Raw genomic sequence first — 20,398 nt, forward strand, 5'->3', positions numbered from 1 at the left:
CCAGTTGTAAAGGGCGGCTGGTCGTTTGTGCGTTTGCAGGAAAAATGCAGTGTTCATCAAGGAGGAAGGGTTAATGGGCTACGATTTTCAATCCATCGAGAAAAAATGGCAGCATACGTGGGAGAACGAAGGCACGTTCAATGCCGATGCCGACCCCTCAAGGGAAAAATTTTACTGTCTCGAGATGTTCCCCTACCCGAGCGGTGCCCTCCACATGGGGCACCTGAGGAATTATTCCATCGGCGACATGTTGACCCGCTTCCTCTGGAAGAAGGGCCTGAACGTGCTTCATCCCATCGGCTTCGACGCTTTCGGCATGCCCGCGGAAAACGCCGCCATGAAATACAACACCCCTGCGGCGGAGTGGACCTGGCGGAACATCGAGCACATGACGGAGCAGCTCAAGCACATGGGATGCAGCTACGACTGGCGCAGGCGGGTCGAGACGTGCAATCCCGACTATTACCGGTGGACCCAGTGGATCTTCCTCCAGTTTTTCAAGAAGGGGCTTGCCTACAGGAAAAACGCTCCTGTGAACTGGTGTTCAAGCTGCAGCACCGTGCTTGCCAACGAGCAGGTCATCAACGACGGGCACTGCTGGAGATGCGGCACTCCCGTGGTGAAGCGCAACCTTGAGCAGTGGTTCCTGAGGATAACCGATTATGCCCAGGAACTGCTTGACGATCTTGAGAACCTTCCCGGCTGGCCCGAGCGGGTCAAGATCATGCAGCGGAACTGGATCGGCCGCTCCGAGGGCGCCCGGCTCTCCTTCACCGAGAAGACCACCGGCGAAAGCATCGAAACCTTCACCACCCGTTTCGACACGATTTTCGGCGTGACCTTCCTCGCTCTTGCCCCCGAGCATCCCTTCGTCCAGAAGATCATCAGCCTCTCCCCTGAAGGGGACAGGATTTCGGCCTTCGTTCAGAAGTGCGTTTCCCAGAGCTCCATCGAACGCACCGCGGTGGGCGGCGAAAAAGAAGGCATCTTCACCGGCTTTTCCGCTGTGAACCCCGTGACGGGGGAAGAGTTCCCTATCCTCATCGCCAACTACATCCTCATGGATTACGGCACCGGAGCCATCATGGGTGTGCCCGCTCACGACCAGAGGGACTTCGAGTTCGCCAGGAAATACGGCATCCCCGTGAAGCCCGTGATCAACCCCGCCGAAGGGGAACCGCTTGACGGAGACACCATGGAAAGGGCCTTCGAGGATGACGGAATCACCTGCAACTCGGGGCAGTTCGACGGCCTTCCCACGTCGCAGGCGATCCCCGGGATGATCGACTGGGGCGTTCAGAAGGGATTCTGCACCAGGGAAGTGAACTTCAGAATCCGGGACTGGCTCATTTCCCGGCAGAGATACTGGGGAGCCCCCATTCCCGTGGTCTACTGCGAACACTGCGGTGTGGTACCCGTTCCGGAAGAGGAGCTTCCGGTGCTTCTTCCCGACAACGTGAAGATAACCGAGGTCGGTAAGTCGCCCCTTGCCGAGGACAGTGAATGGCTTTCCGTGCCCTGCCCGAAATGCGGCCGTCCGGGGCGCCGGGAAGCGGACACCATGGATACGTTCATCTGCTCCTCCTGGTACTTCTTCCGGTACTGTTCGCCCAGGAACGACGGCGAGGTGTTCTCGAAAGAAGAGGCAGCCTACTGGATGCCCGTGGACCAGTATATCGGCGGCATCGAGCACGCCTGTCTCCACCTGATCTATGCCCGGTTCTTCACCAAGTTTTTCGCCGACATCGGGCTGAGCACCGCCCGGGAGCCCTTTACCAACCTCCTGACCCAGGGCATGGTCATCAAAGACGGCGCAAAAATGTCCAAATCCCTGGGGAACGTGGTCGATCCCGATGAAATCATCTCGCGGTACGGTGCGGACACGGCACGGCTCTTTATTCTTTTTGCCGCTCCTCCCGCCAATGACCTCGACTGGTCGGAGCGGGGAGTGGAGGGGGCCCACCGGTTCCTCAACCGGGTATGGCGCCTCGTTGAGGAGAATCTCCAGGTTCTGGGGAAACCCGGTCCGGCCGGGCCGGTACCCATGAAAGACCTGAAGGAACCCCGTCTTCGGGATCTCAAGAGAAAAATCCACACCACCATCAGGGACGTGACCAGGGACATCGACCAGGAAAAACAGTTCAACACCGCCGTGGCCCGCCTCATGGAGCTCCTGAACGCCCTCGGTTCCTTCAGGCCCGGGAGCGACGAAGAACATGCGCTGTTCCTCGAGGGAGTCGAGGTCCTTCTTTCCTGCCTGAATCCCTTCTGCCCCCATCTTACGGAAGAGCTGTGGGAGATGACGGCACACGGAGAACCGCTCGCGAAACTTCCATGGCCTTCGGCGGAAGAAGAGGCTCTCGAGGCCGATACGGTCACCGTGGTGGTGCAGATCAACGGCAAAGTCCGGGAAAAGACGGAATTTCCCGCAGGGCTCGGCGAAGAGGAACTGAAGCGCATGGCCCTCGAACTCCCCGGAGTGGCGAAACGGATCGAGGGACTGGAGATCGTCAGGATCATCACTGTTCCCGACAGGCTCGTCAACGTGGTGGTGAAGGGGTAGTGCCCAGGCTGAAGGCGCTGACCACGTCCGGTGCCGCCGGGCGGCAGCTCCTGGAGGACACCCTCGCCGCTCTCGCGGCGGAGGGATACACCCGTTCCGGGGTCTCCGAAGGAGGCGAATGGTCCGCTCTTATTTCCGCGGGCAGGACGGGCAGCCTGTTCGATGAAAAACGGGTGACAGTTGTGGAAGGGGCCGAACTTCTCGGCCCCTTCCCCGATGCCCTGGAGCCCTTCCTCGAAGATGAGGGGGCCTCGGAAGTCATCCTCCTGGTCTATGAATCGGCCCCCACGAAACTCTTCGCTCCTGAGATAAAGAAAAAAGTCGGCTTCATGCGGGCGGGAACCACCTCCCTGGCTCCTTGGGAGCGGAAAGGGTGGCTCCTGACCCTGGCGAAAGGGATGAACGTCCGGCTGTCCGACGACGGGGCCGCCTTCCTGGCCGAGATGCTCGACGATCCCGGCGAACTCCGGTCCGAATTGGACAAGCTCGGCAGGTACGCAGCAGGGGAGGTGATCACCGGGGATATGGTGAATAACCTCTCCTTCGACGAGGGAAAGAGCAGGATGCTCTCTTTTCTGGATGCCTTCTGCACGGGCCGAACGGGGGAGATCTTCTCCTGCCTGGAGCACCTCAAAAAGGAAGACAGCGTCCTTCCCCTTGTCACTGCCCTGTACAACAGGATCCGTCCGGCGCTTTACCTCGGGCTCTTCCCTGAAAGGGGCGGCGACTGGGTACGCCTCGTCCTCCAGATCAAGGAATACCCCCTCAAAATGTCCAGGGAAGCCCTCAGGCGCTACCCGGCACAGGCTTTGGCCGATCTCGCCGCCGGTCTGATCTCCCTTTCCTGGAAGGAGAAAACTTCTTCGGCAGAAGGCTGGTTCGGCTTTGAGGCCCTTCTGGCCCGGTGCATGGAAAGCGGCGGGAGCAAATAAAAAAAGCCGAGAGGACGTCTGTCCGCTCAGCTTGCAATGCCCTGCCGTGCCGTAATGGTGAGAAATCAGGCCGACTGAGTGTAAAGGGTTTTCACCCTGTTCGTGATCATGGACTTTCTTCTGGAACCGGTGTTTCCATGCATAACGCCCTTGACAACCGCCTTGTCGATGACGCTCTGGGCGATGGCAAGACGCTTCTCAGCGAGGGCCGTATCCTTGTTTTCAACAGCTTCAAGGACTTTCTTCACGGCGTTCTTGCAGCGCGTCGTCCAGAAACGGTTGTAGAGCCTATTCTTTTCGCTGGTTTTCATCCTTTTCGCTGCGGACTTCTTATTGGGCATGAACCTCACCTCCTCCCGCCAGAACCACGACATTCTAGCACGATTTCTGTTATATTAGCAAGGGATGGAAAACAATGTCCCGAAAAAAAGGAAGAGAGAAAAACGTGATGGACATACCCCCAATGGAGAACTTCTTCGGCCCTGCCGGCCGGCTCGCCGGGATATTCCCCTCCTTTGAATACAGAAAGCAGCAGGCGGACCTTGCCGAGGAGGTGCGGCAAACTCTTCTCGGAGGACCGGGCGAGGTTCTCGCCGCCGAGGCGCCCCCGGGAGTGGGAAAGACCTTTGCCCTGCTCATCCCTGCCATGCTTGAAGCGGCGGCCTCGGGAAAGAAAATTCTCTTCCTCACCGCAGGCATTCCCCTCCAGGAGCAGCTTATCCTCAAAGACCTTCCCGCCCTCAACCGGGTGCTTGGGCTCTCCCTTCCCTTCGGGCTTCTGAAGGGGAAGGGAAACTACGCCTGCCTGGTCAGGGCCGCCGAGGCCTCGGAAAGCGGCAGGGGAGGTTTTCTCTCCTTCGGGGACGGAGGTGCTGCATCAATGCTCATCACCCAGTGGCTCGAGACCACGGAGACGGGGGATCTCTCGGAACTGCACCTGCCCCCTGATTCTCCGGCGGTGGCGGCAGTGGCGGCCTCTTCGAGAGCCTGTCTCGGCTTCCGCTGCCCCTTCAAGGACAGGTGCTTCTCCCGGAAGGCCTTCCGGGAGGCCCAGGACTGGTCCGTGGTCGTGGCAAACTACCACCTCTTTTTCTCCTACCTGCTCGGGGCAGGAAAGCCCTTTCCCGTCTCCTGCGACATCCTGATCTGCGACGAGGCTCACAGGATCCCCGAGGCCGCGAGATCCTCCATGGCCATGTCGGTTTCCGCCGATGACTTTTCCAGGCTGCTCCGGCATCGTGCCGTGTCGGGAGGAGCTTCGCTCCTGGAGCATGGTTCATCCGCCGGAAGGATCGCCGCCCTGTCGGGAGAAATACGTCAGGAGACGGCCCGTTTCTTCGACCTGCTCGAGGTCAAGGTGCCGGCGAAAAAGGCATCCTTCACCGGGCCCTGCGAAGAGCTGAGGTACCAGCAGGCGGTTGTTTCGGAGAAGGTGCTGGAGCTTCTGAGGCTCTTCGCTCCTCTCGTGGACGAGCAGGATGAACCGGATCCCGGGCAGTCCGCCGCGGCGGTATGGGCTGAGGAGCTTCGCCGGGTTCGGTATGCCCTCCAGTGGTGCACCGAGGTGAAAAACTATCCATCCTGGGCGTACTGGAAGGAAGGCCGTTCTCTTGCCAGCGCTCCCGCCGCTCCCTTTGCGGAACTGGCTGACAGCTTTCTCTCCGGAGCCCCGGACTCGATTTTCTTCATGTCGGCCACCCTTACCGCGGGAGGAAAGTGGGATTACTGGATGCGGGAAACAAAAATCGAGCCCACCCGGTTTTTTATCGCCGGATCCCCCTTCGACCTGGCCGGCCAGATGGAAATCCTGGTGGTGGATACCGGTATGGACGTTATGAATCCGGCCTATGACGATACGGTCTGTTCGGTTATAGAAAAACTCGTGGAGAGCAACGGCGGAAGCACCCTCGTCCTGCTGAGCTCCCTGCGCCTCCTCGGGAAAGCGGCGGGGACGCTCCGGCGGAAGGAGAGAAGCTACACCGTTCTTGTCCAGGGGGAGCTGCCCCGGTCGGATCTGCTCAAGATGTTCAGGGAGGACAGGACATCGGTACTCATCGGAAGCGCCTCCTTCCGGGAGGGAGTGGATATTCCCGGGGACGGCCTGACCCAGGTCATCATCGACAGGATTCCCTTCCCTCATCCCGGGGATCCCCTTGTCCAGGCACGGAACGCTCTCGAAGGGAGCGCCGCCTTTTCGAGGACAATCCTGCCCGAGGCAAAAATGCTCCTCAAACAGGCTGCCGGGAGGCTTATCCGCTCACGTGAGGACAGGGGCAGGGTCGCCATCATTGACGGGAGGGTACTCCAGAGAAGGGACTGGAACATTCCGGCGGCTCTGCCGCAGGTAAAATACCGCCGCCTTGTAGTCTCCTCGAACCTTGCCGCAAAATCTGTTGCTCCCGCCGGATCGGTGTGATATAGTATCAAGGCTGAAAAAAAGAAGCCGTTGAAAAGCGGCTTATGTTCTTTATTGCCATTGGGAGGTGTCATCGTGAAACAGACGTTTCAGCCCCACAACAGACCGAGGAAAAGAAAGATGGGCTTCCTCGCCAGGTCGAGCTCTCCGACAGGACGGCGGGTTCTGCGCAACCGCAGGAGAAAGGGCCGCGCACGGCTGGCCGTGTAATCGTTGAGATTTCCTTTTCCCCGGTCTTCGCGCCTTCAACGAGGGTGGGAGTATGACCTTGTCTTCCGCACCGGCAACCGACTGAAAGGCGAGCTGGTGCGGTTGCTGTTTCTGGAGGCTCCCGACGGCAGGACGCGCGTGGGGTTCGCCGTGGGGAAGCGCCAGGGAAAGTCTCACGAGAGAAACAGGGGACGGCGGATTCTGAAGGAAGGCTTTCGCCGCCTTCTGCCGTGGATGAAGGCGGGCGTATGGGTTGTAGCCTCCCTTCGGACCGGGGGAATGAACGCAGGCGCCAGAGAAGTGTATTACGATCTTGCCCGGGCGCTCGGCAACCGGGGAATAATGGCCGGGGGATGGCCCGGCCCCGACTGGGACTGTACCGAAGAGGGAAGGAAGGAATGACCGTGAGCGCCGCCTCCCGGATAGGCATTGGACTCATCAGAGGCTACCAGCTTTTTGTTTCGCCCCTTCTCGGGCATAACTGCCGCTTTTATCCCTCCTGTTCGCAGTATGCCGCAGAAGCGATGGCGGTACACGGTTTTTTGAAAGGTGTTTTTCTGGCAGCAAAAAGGATAGGAAAATGTGCCCCGTGGCATCCGGGGGGATACGACCCCGTGCCGCCCCGGTCTGATAACAGCGGGGCTTATATCTCCGAGGAAGGTGATCGATAGTGGGTTCAATCTGGAAATTGGGTGGAGACCTGATGATGAGGCTCATGGAGATTGTCCATGGCTTTACCGGGTCCTGGGGCCTCGCAATTATTACGCTGACGCTCATCGTCAGGCTTCTTCTGCACCCCCTGACGCAGAAGCAGATGGCAAGCATGCAGAAGATGCAGAAACTCCAGCCGCGCATCAAAATGCTTCAGGAAAAGTACAAAGGTGACAAGGAATCCCTCAACAGGGAAATGATGGCCCTCTACAGGGAAAACAAGGTAAATCCCGCAGCCGGGTGCCTTCCCCTCCTGGTGCAGCTTCCCGTGTTCATCCTTCTCTACCAGGTGCTGACGAATTATGACTTTTCCGGTGTCTCCTTCCTCGGAATCCAGCTCGACGGCTCGGTGCTCTCAACCCTCGGGCATGCACTCGGCCTGGCTGTCGAAAAGGAGGAACTCGGCATCATGGCGGTGGCTTACGGCATCATGGCGAACCCGGCAGGGCTCCTGAACATCGGGGTCTATCTCGCCAATACCCTTCTTCTCGCGGGCATCGGGTTCCTGACGTGGTACCAGCAGCAGCTCACCGCCAGCGGAAATCCCCAGATGGCCATGATGAACTGGTTCATGCCTCTCTTCCTCACGTTCATCTGTCTCAGTCTTCCGGGAGGCGTTCTTCTCTACTGGGGTGTTTCATCCCTGCTCGGCGTGGTCCAGCAGCTTCGCATGTCACGGAAAACGGCGGCGGAAATGCAGCAGAAGCCGGCCCTTTTCAAGGACAAGCCTACGAAAAGCGGCGACTGAAGACTGATCGCCCCTTCCTCTCCTGAAAGGAGGATTGCTGTGAACGATAACGAAGTTCTCGTCCTCGACGTTCCCTCCGTGGAAGAAGCCCGGAAAGCGGCAGCCGGCCAGTGGGGGCTCGATCCCTCGGATGTTGCCGTCAAGGTGATTGAGGAGGAAAAGAGCTTTTTCGGCCTCCTCGGGAGGAAGCTCCGGGTGGAAGCCCGACCCGTGGCGCCGCTCTCGGCACTCCGGGGAAAGGCCATGGCGGCCCGCCTCCTGGAGATGATGGAACTCCACATCATCCCGGAACTGTCTGATGACAACAGGATCAACCTTACCGGCCAGGATGCGGGGATCATCATAGGAAAATACGGTGAAACCCTCAAATCCATGGAATTTCTGCTGAACCTCATGACGAGGGGAGTGGACGAGGGGGAGAGGATCTACCTTGACAGCGACGGCTACAGGGAGCGCAGGGAGCTCAGCCTTCAGCGCCTTGCCCTTGCCGCGGCCAGAAAGTCGGTGAAGCGGGGCAAGCCCACTTACCTCGAGCCCATGACCAGCTGGGAGCGGAGGGTGATCCACATGACTCTCAAGGACGACAGCACTGTGGAAACCAAATCTGTGGGAGAAGCTCCCTCCAGGAAGGTTGTCGTCTGGCCCGTAGCTCCGGCCCGTTCCTCATCGGGCCCGGCGCGGCGCCCGGGACGGAGGCGCGCCTGAAGGTGCGCCCTGTTCTTTTTGAAATCGGCGGAATACAGGTCCACAGCTATTATGTGCTGTGGACCTTCGCTTTGTGTCTCGCGGTGTTTCTGACCAGGAGAAGGATGACGGAGCTCTACGGAGTGCACGACGATGACGCCAGGGTTATCATCGCCCTCTCCTTCGCCGGCATGCTCATTGGCGCAAGGGCCGGATCGGCTGTGGAATTCCGGGAAATCTATTCCGCAGAACCATGGCGGCTTCTCCGTTTCTGGGAAGGAGGGCTCTCCGCCGTTCCCGCCTTTCTCGGCGCCGGAGCGGCAGGCATTGTCGCTTCATGGAAGCGGGGCATCCCGGTGTGGGTTACCGCGGACAGTGCCGCCGTGCCTGCGGCATTCACGGTTGCCCTGGGCCGATGGGGATGTTTTCTCAACGGATGCTGCGGAGGAACGGCAGCGTCCGTTCCATGGGCTGTCGCATTCTCGGGAGATCCTGCCGGGGTGCTCCGCCATCCGACACAGCTGTATTATGCCTTCGGAGCCCTCTTCATCGGCGCCGCACTCCAGTGGACAGAGCAGACCCGCCTCAGCTTCGGCGGTGACAGGCGCATCCGGGGAGCTGTTCTCTGGCCTCTTTTCATGGTATTGTACGCCCTTCTCCGGATTGTTGCCGATCCTTTCAGGGCCGAGTATGGAACCGCAGGACTCAGGGGGGCCCGGCTTATCCTGTTCGCCGTTCTCGCAGCAGGTAGTCTCTGGCTCGCATTTTCTCTCCTTTTCCGGAGGGAGCGAAAGAAATGCTGAAACGGGGATACGTAAAAAAAACGATGTATTACCGCTCCTTCCGAATACAATAAGAAAAAACGATTTCGGGGGTGAAACACCATGAAACCAGCAAACAGAAGATCACAGTTTTTCGGAACATCCAAAGCGCTCATAGCTGCCGTTCTTGTCCTTTCGGCTCTTCTCGCCTCGGCGCCCGCTTTTGCCCAGGATCCCTTTTCGGGCAATCCCGTGGCGAAAATCGCCCGGGAACTTTCCCCGGCGGTGGTGAACATCGATGTGGAGGCCATGGTAACCCGGCCGGTCCATCCTTTTGCCGACGATCCCTTTTTCAGGCAGTTCTTCGGCGAGGAATTCAGGCGGTTTTCCCGTACTGTCCCAATGAAAGGGCGGGGATCGGGATTCATCGTTTCCAGGGAAGGGCACATCCTTACCAATAATCACGTTGTGGACGGAGCGGACAAGATAACAGTCACCTTCTCCGACGGAAAAGTCCATGAAGCAAAAGTTCTGGGCAAGGATCCCACCTTTGACCTGGCCGTTCTGAAAATCGACGGGAACGGGAAGGATTTCCCTGTCCTCGAACTCGGTGATTCAGACAAAAGCGAAGTAGGTGAATGGGTTGTGGCCATCGGAAATCCCTTCGGTCTCGAGCATACCGTAACCGTCGGCGTCATCTCCGCCAAAAACCGCAGCATCCACGCCGGAAAGGTGAATTTCGACGGTTTCCTTCAGACTGATGCAGCCATCAACCCCGGCAACAGCGGAGGGCCTCTCATCGATCTCAACGGCCGGGTGGTCGGCATCAACACCGCCATCGTTCCCTATGCCCAGGGCATCGGTTTCGCGGTCCCCGTGAACATGGCAAAACAGGTCATGGATGATCTCATTCGCTACGGCAGTGTCAAAAGAGGATGGCTTGGCGTATACATCCAGTCCCTCACTCGTGACTTTGCGGAAGCCTATGGAATAGAAGAAGAGAACGGGGCCGTGGTGAGTGACGTTCTGGCCGACTCTCCGGCGGAAAAAGCAGGTCTTCAGCGGGGAGACGTTATTCTTACCGTCAACGGTGAGAAGGTAAAGAACAATCAGGAGTTTGTGTCAAAAATACGGCAGCGCCTTGCCGGAGAAAAGGTCACCCTGGGTATCATCCGGCAGAAAAAGAAGATCGATGTGCCGGTTACCCTCGGTGAGATGCCGGGCAACGAGGGGGCTGCTATTGAAGCAGCTTCCGCCGGATCAAAAATGCTCAAGGACCTTGGTCTCGAAGTGGCTCCCGTTTCAGAAGAAATTCAGAAAAAGCACAATCTGAAGAACCGTGAAGGTCTCGCGGTCACAACGGTTGAGGAAGGCTCCTACGCCGCCCGCGGCGGAATCCGTGAAGGAGACATCCTTCTTGAAGTGAACGGCACCCGCCTGAAAACCCCCGGGGACCTGGAAAAGGTAGCCTCCGGCAGAGGACGGTCAACGGTGCTCCTTGTGTGGAGGGATGGAAGAACCTTCTTCGTTTCCATACGGGGAAGAAGCTGACTGGAGTTTGGATAAAAAACCCGCCCCTGACAGGGGCGGGTTTTTTTATTTCTTTTCGTCAGCTGTATTCCGGACAATTCATCTTGTATCCCACTCCCCGCACCGTGACCACGAGGGTGTCGCATCCAAAGGGGCGCAGCTTGTCCCGAAGGTATTTCACGTGAACGTCCACCACGTTGCTTGAACCGTTGTATTCCTTCCGCCACACGGAGGAGATGAGATTTTCCCGGGTAAAGACCTGGTTTTCGTTTCTGAGGAGCAGCTCCAGTATGTCGAATTCCCGGCGTCTCAGGGAAAGGGGCTTGCCGTCTATCCTGCACTCCCTTGACACCGGGTCGAGTTCGAGGCTGCCGCAGCGGAGGACCGAGTGCTGCCTGTCCGCGGTACGGCGGAGAAGGGCATTGACCCTGGCAACGAGCTCCCGGAAGTCGAAGGGTTTGGAAAGGTAGTCGTCGGCGCCCCTGTTCAGTCCGTCCACCCTGTCCTCCACCGTATCCCGGGCGGTGAGGAGAAGGATGGGGATTTCGTTTCCCTGGGACCTTACGGTGTCAAGCACCTGGAGTCCGTCGATTCCGGGGAGCATGATGTCCAGGATGATGCAGCCGTAGCTGCCCCGGGAGATCTTTTCCAGGCCTTCTTCCCCGGAAAAGGCGCTGTCCACGGAAAAGCCGTTTTCAGCGAACCCTTCCGAAAGAACCTGGACGAGATCCCTGTTGTCTTCGATAATGAGGAGCGGCACGAAAATCCCTCCCTTTCAGCTGGCGGGAACCTGGTTTTATTAACTCTAGAAATTAAAGCACAGAGATATTTAAAAGTCGAGGACAAAATGAAATGGTCACCCTGAATCTGAAATTTTGCTGAAAAATAAAGGCTGCATTCCCTGTGAACAATCCGGATTCAGTAAGCATATTCGGAGCGCAGCCGCCTATTTGCTTTCTGACGGAGGAAATGGTACTATTCTTGCGACCCAAACTCGGATACGGATGAAAGATTCCTTTCTGGGTTTCGGGATTTTTTTGTTGAGGTGAAAAACATGCTGGAGAAGGACAAGAAACAGGGTATTATCGCGGATTACCGTACCCATGGTGCGGATACGGGATCTCCCGAGGTCCAGGTTGCCATGCTCACGCAGCGCATCCGCGACCTCACGGAACACCTGAAGATTCACACGAAGGACTTTCATTCCCGCCGGGGCCTTCTGAAGATGGTCGGAACGAGAAGAAAGCTCCTCAGGTATCTCAGGGACAAGGATTTCAACCGGTACAAGACGCTTATCGAGCGGCTCGGGCTTCGGCACTGATCGGCCGGCCGGAAGAAAATTCGGTGCGGGGACATTTGTCCCCGCATTTTTTTTGGTTTTCCAGGCCCGGATTATGGTATTCTTACTCCGCATACAAAAAGAGAAAAGACATATAGAGGAGGAACAATGAATGGAAAAGCAGTTTTCAGTTGAAGTGGGAGGCCGGCCTCTCGTATTCGCCACCGGCAAGGTGGCCAAACAGGCCAACGGAGCCGTGGTGGCGAGTCACGGTGAGACTACCATCCTTGCCACGGCGTGCATTACCGACAAGCCCAGGACGGGGATCGATTTCTTCCCTCTCCTTGTTGATTTCGAGGAAAGATTCTATTCGGCGGGAAAAATTCCCGGCGGCTTCATCAAGCGTGAAGGCCGTCCTTCTGAAACAGCCGTTCTGAGCTGCCGGATGGTGGACCGCTCCATCCGCTCCCTTTTTGACGAAACCATGCGCCACGACGTTCACGTGGTGGCTACGGTGCTGGCGGTTGACCAGGTCAACCCGCCCAACGTCCTTGCAATAAACGCCGCGTCGGCGGCTCTCTCCATTTCCGACATTCCCTGGGGCGGCCCCGTGGGCGCCGTCCGCATCGGCCTTCTTGACGGAGAACTCGTGGTGAACCCCACCGAGGAGCAGATGCTGGTTTCAGAGCTTGATCTCCTCGTTGCGGGACACCTTGACGGCGTCACTATGGTGGAGTGCGGATCCAGGGAAGTTTCCGAGGAGATCCTCGTGGATGCCCTTGACCTCGCCCAAAGCGAGATCAGGAAGATCGTCGGCCTCTTCAACGAGATGCGGGCTTCCATCGGCCGGGAAAAACTTGTTCTGCCCGCGGCGCCTGCCTTCCCCGACATCGACCGGTGGATCACCGACAATCTCGGCGCCGAGATCCGGGACGCGGTACAGACTCATGAGAAGAAGCCCCGGGGCGACAAGCTCTCCGCAGCGAGAAACAAGGCCCAGGATCATTTTGCGGCAGAATATCCGGAGAGCGGAGACTATATTGCCGCCTTCATCGACGAGATGGTCAAGAAGACCATGCGTTCTCTCATCGTGGACGAGCGTATCCGGGTGGACGGCAGGGCCATGGACGAGCTTCGCTCCATCACCTGCGAGACGGGGATCCTTCCCAGGGTCCACGGGTCGGCCCTTTTCACCCGTGGCGAAACCCAGGCCCTCGTGGTGACCACCCTCGGCATGATGGGCGTGGACGACCAGATCCTGGACGGACTGAAGCAGGACGAGCCCGCCAAGAGGTTCATTCTTCACTACAACTTCCCCCCCTATTCCGTGGGTGAAGTCCGGCCCATGCGGGGACCGGGAAGAAGGGAGATCGGGCACGGAGCCCTTGCCGAAAGGGCACTCCGCTCCATGATCCCCGAGGAGGCGGATTTCCCCTACGTCATGCGGGTCGTCTCCGACATCCTCGAATCCAACGGTTCGAGCTCCCAGGCCTCCATCTGCGGCGGAAGCCTTGCCCTTATGAATGCCGGCGTTCCCATGAAGAAACACGTGGCCGGCATCGCCATGGGGCTCATCAAGGAAGGGGACAAGGTTGCTGTCCTGACGGATATCCAGGGCCTCGAAGACCACTTCGGCGACATGGACTTCAAGGTGGCCGGAACCAGGGACGGAGTGACCGCCCTCCAGATGGACAACAAGGCCGGGGGCATCACCAGGGGTATCCTGGAGCAGGCCCTCGGGCAGGCAAAGGCGGCACGGATGGCCATCCTCGAGAAGATGGAAGCCGCCATTCCAGCGCCGGACCAGCTTTCGCCCAATGCTCCCAGAATCTTCATGACCACCATCGACCCCGAAAAGATCCGCGACGTCATCGGTCCCGGCGGAAAGGTCATCCGGGGAATCACCCAGAAGACCGGCGTGAAGATCAACGTGGAGGACAACGGTGAAATCTACATCGGCGGCTCGTCCCAGGACAAGGTGGACGAGGCTCTTGCCATTATCCGCGGTCTCACGAAGGACCTCGAGGCCGGCGAAGTGTATTACGGCACGGTCACAAGACTCATGGCCTTCGGAGTGTTCATCGAGTGCCTCCCCGGCAAGGAAGGGCTGCTCCATGTGAGTGAAGTCAGCACGCACAGGATTCCCAAGGTGGACGACGTCTTCAAGGTGGGGGACAAAGTCCTGGTCATGGTCAAGGAAATCGACGACATGAACAGGGTGAACCTGACCAGGCGCCGTATCCTGGAGAACGAGGCCCGGATTTCCGACGAGGGCCTTTCCGACGTGCTGCCCGCCGAAAAGGAGCGGGAGGAGGCCATTGCCGCCCTCGCAGCGGCTGCAAAGGCCAATCCTTCTCCCGACAGGGATCGTCCTTCCCACGGCGGCGGCAGACCTGACCGGGGAGACAGGAGAGGCGGCGGCCCCCGACGCCATTCCTCCGGAGGAAGGGAATAGACCTCCCATGGAGGTTCCTGTAAAGATTGTCCGGGAGGGGAGGGCGAACGAGCTTCCCCTTCCGGAATATGCCACGCCATTTTCTGCGGGCGTCGACCTGAGGGCAGCCGATAACTGTGTTCTTCTTCCCGGTGAATGGACAGCCGTACCCACGGGGCTCAGGATCGAGCTTCCGGAGGGATACGAAGGCCAGGTCAGGCCGAGGAGCGGGCTGGCGGCCAGGCACGGCGTCACTGTGCTGAACGCTCCCGGGACAATCGACAGCGATTACAGGGGCGAGATACGGGTGCTTCTCATCAACCACGGAAAGGAATCCTTCGCCATATCCGCAGGCGACAGGGTTGCACAGCTCATCCTGGCCCCGGTGTCCAGGATCTCCTGGAGAGAGGAAGCCCTGGCGGATTCCGAAAGGGGCGAGGGAGGCTTCGGCAGCACCGGCAGGAGTTGACAGAAACGCCTTTTCGAGGTATAAGACACGAAAATAAGTTTATGCGATGACGGGGAGAGTAGAAGAACTCTACCGCACCAGAGAGGGAAACCCGAGGCTGGAAGGTTTCCTGCGGACATTCTTCGAAAACCGCCCCTGAGCGGGTGCCGAAAAACCTCCGGGAACAAGGCGCCGGGGTCCGCCCCTTACAGCGGTCTACGAGCGCCGTCCTTTTCTAAAGGCCGGAATTGGAGTGGAACCACGGCAAGCCCACGCCGTCTCCAGATGGAGATGTGTGGGCTTTTTTCATTTTTTCGAGGAGGAGAGAATCATGTTCGAACTGAAGGAACCGGGAGGAAAAAGCGTGCGGCTTTCGTCGGGAGCGGCGGGGGAAGCACTGGAGAAACTGGGTGTCAAAAGCGGAGCCGTGGCGGCGATGCTGAACGGAAGACCAGTGGACATGACCGCCGAGATCACTGAGAGCGGCGACATCGCTCCTATTACGGCCGACTCTGAAGAGGGGCTGGACATCCTCCGCCACTCGGCTGCCCACCTCATGGCCCAGGCCGTGGCCGGACTCTATCCCGGCACGCGGTATGGCGTGGGGCCTTCCATAAAGGACGGCTTCTACTACGACATGGAGATCCCCGGCGGCATTACCGAGGAAGACCTGCCCAAAATCGAGAAGGAAATGAAGCGCCTGGCAAAAAGGGCGATTCCGGTGGAACGGCGGGAGATGACCAGAGAGGAAGCCCTGGCCTATTTCCGGGAAAAGAACGACCCCTATAAGGCGGAGATCATCTCCGATCTGGAGGAGGATCATGTGTCCCTGTATTTCCAGGGCGATTACGCAGACCTCTGCCGGGGACCCCACGTGCCCAATACATCCTGGGTGAAGCACTTCCGCCTGCTCTCCGTGGCCGGAGCCTACTGGAGGGGCGACGAAAAGAACATCATGCTCACACGGGTCTACGGCACCGCCTTTGCTTCTGAAGAAGCTCTGGAGGCGTACATCCGGAGGATGGAGGAGGCGAAGAGCAGGGACCACCGCCGCCTGGGCAGGGAGCTCGATCTTTTCAGCCTCCAGAACGAGGGGCCCGGTTTCCCCTTCTTCCATCCCAAGGGCATGGTCATCATGAACTGCCTCGTGGACTTCTGGAAGAAAGAGCACACAAAACGGGGGTACAGCGAGATCCGGACGCCTCTCATCCTTGACCGGGATCTCTGGATACGGTCGGGCCACTGGGATCACTACCGGGAGAACATGTACTTCACCGAAATCGACGAACAGCCCTTCGCCATCAAGCCCATGAACTGCCCGGGCGGGATGATGGTCTACAAGAGCCAGTTGAGGAGCTACCGGGATCTGCCCATGCGCATGGCGGAGCTCGGGGTGGTTCACAGGCATGAGCGGAGCGGCGTCCTTCACGGGCTCATGAGGGTCCGGTGCTTCACCCAGGACGACGCCCACCTCTACTGTCGCCCCGACCAGGTGAAGGACGAGATCATAGGAATCATGAACCTGTGCAATTATATCTACAGGGACGTGTTCGGCTTCAAGTACACCATGGAACTCTCAACCCGGCCCGAAAACTCCATGGGTTCGGAAGAGCAGTGGGCTATCGCGGAGACGGCCCTGAAGCAGGCCCTGGACGAGACGAAGTCGGAGTACAGGCTGAACCCCGGCGACGGGGCGTTCTACGGCCCCAAAATCGACTTCCATCTCGAGGACTGCATCGGCAGAACATGGCAGTGCGGCACCATACAGCTGGACTTCCAGATGCCCGAAAAGTTCGACCTTTCCTACGTGGGGGCCGACGGCAAGGAACACCGTCCCGTGATGCTCCACAGGACTGTTCTCGGCAGTCTCGAGCGGTTCTTCGGAATCCTCGTGGAAAACTTCGCCGGAGCTTTCCCCTACTGGATCGCGCCCGTTCAGGTGCGGATTCTCCCCGTTTCAGGCGACTATGTAGAGTATGCCGGGAAAATCGCCTCTGAACTTCGGTCTTCGGGGATCCGTGTAGAAGTGGACGAACGGGACGAAAAACTCGGCAAGAAAATCCGGGATGCCCAGACCCAGAAAATTCCCTACATGGCCGTGGTGGGCGAGAAGGAAAGAGAGTCCGGCGGCGTCGCCCCCCGGGAGCGGAGCAGGGGAGATCTGGGCGCTATGTCCATGGACCAGTTCAGGGAAGTTCTGGCTGCGGAGTTCAATCCCATCAAGGTCTGAGAACCGGGAAGATGTCCGGCAAGAGACAAGCCTGATCCGGAATTTATCTGCAGTGCTAATATAAAAGAACGTTTTTACAAAGGTCCCGGCGTAACAAATGGTCGGGACCTGTTTCATTGAGCGGAATATCTTGAATCCCTTCTCTTCTACTGCTACAATTTTATGCGTTTTTCGCTTAAGATCCGGAACAATGCTCTTGAGCACCGAGAGACCTCATAATCAGAGAAAGGGTGAAGAAGCATGAAGTCAACGAAAAAGATCCTGATCCTGTTCTGCATCGCGCTTTTCCTTCTCTCCGCCGCAGGTTCTGCCTTTGCCTCCGGCAAGTTCGTCACCATCGTCACCGGTTCCACGGGAGGAACGTATTACCCCATCGGCACCATTCTCGCCAATCACTTCAATACCGCACTCATGGACAAGGGATACAAATGGTCCGCCCAGAGTTCGGGAGGCACAGTGGAAAATCTTGACATGATGCAGCGCAGCGAGGCCGAGATGGCTATCGCCATGGCGAATCTCACAGGCTTTGCCTATACCGGTACGGTCCGGTACGAAGGAAAGAAGATTGAAAACCTGCGCTACGTCATGGGGCTGTGGCCTGATGTGACCCAGTTCGTGGTGAGCGGCTCCTCCGGCATCAAAACATGGGCAGACCTGAAGGGTAAAAAGGTCGCCGTAGGTCCTGCAGCCTCCGGAACGGAATTCAGCAGCCGGGTTCTGCTGAAGGCTCTCGCGGGGCTTACTTTCGATGACATCAGGGCGGAGTACGTGGGCTACAGTGAAGCTTCCCAGGCCCTTCAGAACGGCCAGCTCGATGCCTTCAACGCCGAAGCCGGCGTTCCCGTGGCTGCAGTGGCTGAGCTTTATGCCGGACGGCAGGAAGTGAACATGCTCGAGTTTTCTCCTGAGGATATCGCAACATTGAAAAAGGAAGCCCCCTTTTATGCCGCAGTGCTCATTCCCGCAGGAACGTATCCCAACCAGGAGAAGGAACTCAGGGTGGCCGGAATCAAGTCCGCCCTTCTCGTTGGGAAGGATGTGCCCGAAGAGCTAGTTTATGACATGCTGAAGGTCGTGTACAGCAAGAAAGAAGACCTGAAGAATGAGCATGCAGCCTTCACGAAGGTGGATTTCGACAATCCCGTGGACGGCCTTTACGGTGCTCCTCTTCACCCGGGTGCCGTGAAGTTCTTCAAGGAAATGGGGATGACCATTCCCCAGGAACTTCTTCCCTGATTGCAGGGCAGGATATTACCAGCCATCCGGGCGGCGTGGGCCTTTTTTGCCCCATGCCGCCCTTTTTTCGAAGGAGCGAAACCGGATGAAAAAACTTCTTTCCGCACTTCTCCCGGGAGAGTCCATCCCAACGAGAAAACTGTCCGGAACTGCAGGCAGGGCCGCCCTCGTTCTTACCGTTTCCACAGCCCTTGTCCATTTCTGGATGAACAGCATCGGTCTGCTTATTGCCATAAAAATGAATGCAATTCACCTCGGCACCCTCATGGCGATCATCTTTCTTTTTTACCCGGCGTTTGCCGGATCTCCCAGGGAACGACCGTCCATGCCCGACTGGGTGCTGGCCACCGCCTCCCTGGGGTGCATGGTCTGGCTGCTCCTCACTTATGACAGGCTTCTACAGACGAACCTTCAGGCTACGTTCGCCGATCTTGCGGTCGCCGTGGTCACCATGGCCCTTCTCGTGGAAGCGAGCCGAAGGGCCGTAGGCCTCCCCCTGACAGTGCTCAGCCTTCTTTTCCTCGCCTATACCCGTCTCGGACCCTACTTCCCGGGGCTCTTTGCCCACAGGGGATTCAACTGGGAAAGAATCATCATCCGTATGGCTCTCACGGACCAGGGAATTTACGGGGTCACGCTCATGGTTTCCTCCAGCTATGTTTTCATGTTTATCCTTTTTGGCGCTTTCCTGGCAGCCTCCAGGACCAGTGAGTTTTTCAACGACTTCTCCCTCGCTCTTGCCGGGAGATACCGGGGAGGTCCCGCCAAGGTGGCCGTGGTCGCTTCGGCTCTCATGGGAAGCATTTCGGGCAGCGCCCAGGCAAATGTCGCCACCACGGGGGCCTTCACCATACCCCTCATGAAGAGGGTGGGGTACATGCCCCATTTCGCCGGGGCGGTTGAAGCGGCTGCCAGTACTGGGGGCATTCTCATGCCGCCCATCATGGGGGCATCCGCTTTCATCATGAGCACCTTCCTGGGGATTCCCTATGTGAAGATCATGATCGCCGGCTTCACTCCCGCGCTCCTGTATTACCTCGCCATCATGTTCATGGTGGACCTGAGAGCCAAGAAGAGAGGCCTGAAGGGCATGGAACCCCGGGATATTCCCTCGCTGAAGGCGACCATGCTCGACAAGGGGCACATGACCATTCCTCTCGCTGTCATCATCTACCTTCTCGTGGCAGGCTACACTCCCCTCTACTCCGCCTTTCTCGGTCTTTTTGCCATTGTCCTGGTCTCTTCCCTGAAGCGGTCCACCCGAATGGGAATACGGGAAGTCATAGAGGCTCTGGATGGAGGAACACAGAGCGCTGCCCCGGTGGGGATATCCTGCGCCATTGTGGGCTTCATCGTCGGTGCCGTGGGGATGACGGGGTTGGGCCAGGTGATTGCCATGAACGTCATCATGTTCGCTGGAGGAAAACTCTGGGCCGCCCTCATCCTCTGCATGATCGCCGCCATTATCCTCGGCATGGGACTTCCCGCAACCCCGTGCTACATCATTACGGCGACGATCGCCGCTCCCGCGCTCCAGCGGATGGGCGTCCATCCACTGGCAGCCCATTTCTTCGCCTTCTACTACGGAACCATGTCTGCTGTGATTCCTCCCGTGGCCCTTACAAGCTATACAGCTGCCGGGCTGGCCGGAGCCCGTCCCTTCAAGGTGGCCATGGCCGCCCTGGGCCTGGCTCTCTCCGGACTGCTCCTGCCGTACCTTTTCGTCTACAACCCCGATCTTCTTTTCATTGACTTTGTACTGCCGAAGTATCTTTTCGACGTAGCCACAGCCATAATCGGCGTGTTTTCCCTTTCCTGCGGCATCATCGGAATGTTAAGGAGAGATATGCCCTTCTGGGAAAGAGCCCTGTTCGTTCTGGCGGGGATTCTTATGGTCAATCCGCTGAGAATGCTGAGAATTTCGAGTTTCGCTTTCTTCGCGGTGCTTGTCGCCCGGCACTGGTTCTCCGCAGACAGGAAGAAGAGCGGAGAGAATCCTGCCTAGGCGTGTCGTGATCGGATTCGCCAAAGAAGATTCGGCCTAAATCCGCACCCTGAAAAATAAAAAACCTCTCTGGACTGTTCGGAGAACAGTGTTAAGGTAGTGTTTACGACGACACAACCCTTCACCAGAGAGGTGCGTTCATTATGACGGAAAAGGCGAAGAAAATCCATATCGAACTGAAGAGCGGTGAAAGCGGCATAACATCCTTCGC

The 20,398-nt window shown here is 58.2% G+C and carries 18 protein-coding genes and 1 other annotated feature; of the genes, 16 read left to right on the forward strand and 2 right to left on the reverse strand.

Annotation, left to right across the window (positions count from 1 at the left end):
- Positions 1–73 precede the first annotated feature (73 nt).
- On the forward strand, positions 74–2,563 hold the full coding sequence (leuS, locus tag C8D99_RS11655) for a leucine--tRNA ligase (RefSeq protein WP_133958474.1): 2,490 nt from the start codon (positions 74–76) through the stop codon (positions 2,561–2,563).
- Positions 2,563–3,495, forward strand: coding sequence for a DNA polymerase III subunit delta (gene holA / locus C8D99_RS11660; RefSeq protein WP_133958476.1), 933 nt, complete (start codon positions 2,563–2,565; stop codon positions 3,493–3,495). The genes leuS and holA overlap by 1 nt, the downstream gene beginning before the upstream one ends.
- Positions 3,496–3,560: 65 nt before the next feature.
- Here the strand turns inward: holA and rpsT are convergent, their stop codons facing one another.
- Positions 3,561–3,836 carry a 30S ribosomal protein S20 gene (gene rpsT / locus C8D99_RS11665; protein ID WP_133958478.1) on the reverse strand — a complete coding sequence of 92 codons (276 nt, stop codon included), beginning with the start codon at positions 3,834–3,836 and terminating at the stop codon, positions 3,561–3,563.
- A 107-nt stretch (positions 3,837–3,943) separates the two neighbouring features.
- Between rpsT and C8D99_RS11670 the strand changes: the two genes are divergently transcribed.
- The 8 genes from C8D99_RS11670 (at position 3,944) to C8D99_RS11705 (ending at position 10,576) form a co-directional block, all read left to right on the forward strand.
- Complete coding sequence (locus C8D99_RS11670; protein WP_208321172.1) at positions 3,944–5,911, forward strand: ATP-dependent DNA helicase; 1,968 nt, start codon at positions 3,944–3,946, stop codon at positions 5,909–5,911.
- 75 nt (positions 5,912–5,986) lie between these two features.
- On the forward strand, positions 5,987–6,121 hold the full coding sequence (rpmH, locus tag C8D99_RS11675; RefSeq protein WP_133958482.1) for a 50S ribosomal protein L34: 135 nt from the start codon (positions 5,987–5,989) through the stop codon (positions 6,119–6,121).
- Positions 6,122–6,124: 3 nt separating this feature from the next.
- Positions 6,125–6,523 (forward strand): ribonuclease P protein component, encoded by a 399-nt coding sequence (locus tag C8D99_RS11680; protein ID WP_133958484.1) that lies wholly within the window; start codon positions 6,125–6,127, stop codon positions 6,521–6,523.
- Positions 6,520–6,792 carry a membrane protein insertion efficiency factor YidD gene (yidD, locus tag C8D99_RS11685; RefSeq protein WP_133958486.1) on the forward strand — a complete coding sequence of 91 codons (273 nt, stop codon included), beginning with the start codon at positions 6,520–6,522 and terminating at the stop codon, positions 6,790–6,792. Before C8D99_RS11680 ends, yidD begins: the two co-directional genes overlap by 4 nt.
- 35 nt (positions 6,793–6,827) lie before the next feature.
- The gene (locus tag C8D99_RS11690) at positions 6,828–7,580 is read left to right on the forward strand and encodes a YidC/Oxa1 family membrane protein insertase (RefSeq protein ID WP_243833914.1); all 753 of its coding nucleotides are present in this window, start codon (positions 6,828–6,830) and stop codon (positions 7,578–7,580) included.
- Between the two features lie 39 nt (positions 7,581–7,619).
- Complete coding sequence (gene jag, locus C8D99_RS11695) at positions 7,620–8,285, forward strand: RNA-binding cell elongation regulator Jag/EloR (protein WP_243833913.1); 666 nt, start codon at positions 7,620–7,622, stop codon at positions 8,283–8,285.
- 2 nt (positions 8,286–8,287) lie between these two features.
- On the forward strand, positions 8,288–9,067 hold the full coding sequence (locus C8D99_RS11700; protein WP_166670163.1) for a prolipoprotein diacylglyceryl transferase: 780 nt from the start codon (positions 8,288–8,290) through the stop codon (positions 9,065–9,067).
- Between the two features lie 81 nt (positions 9,068–9,148).
- Complete coding sequence (locus tag C8D99_RS11705) at positions 9,149–10,576, forward strand: DegQ family serine endoprotease (protein WP_133958494.1); 1,428 nt, start codon at positions 9,149–9,151, stop codon at positions 10,574–10,576.
- A 58-nt stretch (positions 10,577–10,634) separates the two neighbouring features.
- Here C8D99_RS11705 and C8D99_RS11710 read toward each other — a convergent pair whose 3' ends face one another.
- A complete protein-coding gene (locus C8D99_RS11710; protein ID WP_133958496.1) occupies positions 10,635–11,315 on the reverse strand; it encodes a response regulator transcription factor in 681 nt (226 codons plus the stop codon).
- A 294-nt stretch (positions 11,316–11,609) separates the two neighbouring features.
- Here C8D99_RS11710 and rpsO point away from each other — a divergent pair, with 294 nt between their 5' ends.
- From rpsO to C8D99_RS11740, 6 genes are all read left to right on the forward strand, one after another.
- Positions 11,610–11,876 (forward strand): 30S ribosomal protein S15, encoded by a 267-nt coding sequence (gene rpsO / locus C8D99_RS11715; protein WP_133958518.1) that lies wholly within the window; start codon positions 11,610–11,612, stop codon positions 11,874–11,876.
- A gap of 130 nt (positions 11,877–12,006) precedes the next feature.
- Complete coding sequence (locus C8D99_RS11720; protein WP_133958498.1) at positions 12,007–14,289, forward strand: polyribonucleotide nucleotidyltransferase; 2,283 nt, start codon at positions 12,007–12,009, stop codon at positions 14,287–14,289.
- A gap of 7 nt (positions 14,290–14,296) precedes the next feature.
- Positions 14,297–14,737 (forward strand): dUTP diphosphatase, encoded by a 441-nt coding sequence (gene dut, locus C8D99_RS11725; protein ID WP_133958500.1) that lies wholly within the window; start codon positions 14,297–14,299, stop codon positions 14,735–14,737.
- Positions 14,738–14,774: 37 nt separating this feature from the next.
- Positions 14,775–15,002 (forward strand) — a binding site (T-box leader).
- Between the two features lie 45 nt (positions 15,003–15,047).
- Positions 15,048–16,946, forward strand: a complete 1,899-nt coding sequence (gene thrS / locus C8D99_RS11730) for a threonine--tRNA ligase (RefSeq protein ID WP_133958502.1) — start codon at positions 15,048–15,050, stop codon at positions 16,944–16,946.
- 240 nt (positions 16,947–17,186) lie between these two features.
- Positions 17,187–18,182 (forward strand): TAXI family TRAP transporter solute-binding subunit, encoded by a 996-nt coding sequence (locus C8D99_RS11735; protein WP_133958504.1) that lies wholly within the window; start codon positions 17,187–17,189, stop codon positions 18,180–18,182.
- Positions 18,183–18,267: 85 nt separating this feature from the next.
- Positions 18,268–20,187: a TRAP transporter permease gene (locus tag C8D99_RS11740; RefSeq protein WP_133958506.1), complete on the forward strand. Its 1,920-nt coding sequence runs from the start codon at positions 18,268–18,270 to the stop codon at positions 20,185–20,187.
- The last annotated feature ends 211 nt before the right edge of the window (positions 20,188–20,398 follow it).

The organism is Aminivibrio pyruvatiphilus (assembly GCF_004366815.1).
Taxonomy (GTDB): domain Bacteria; phylum Synergistota; class Synergistia; order Synergistales; family Aminobacteriaceae; genus Aminivibrio; species Aminivibrio pyruvatiphilus.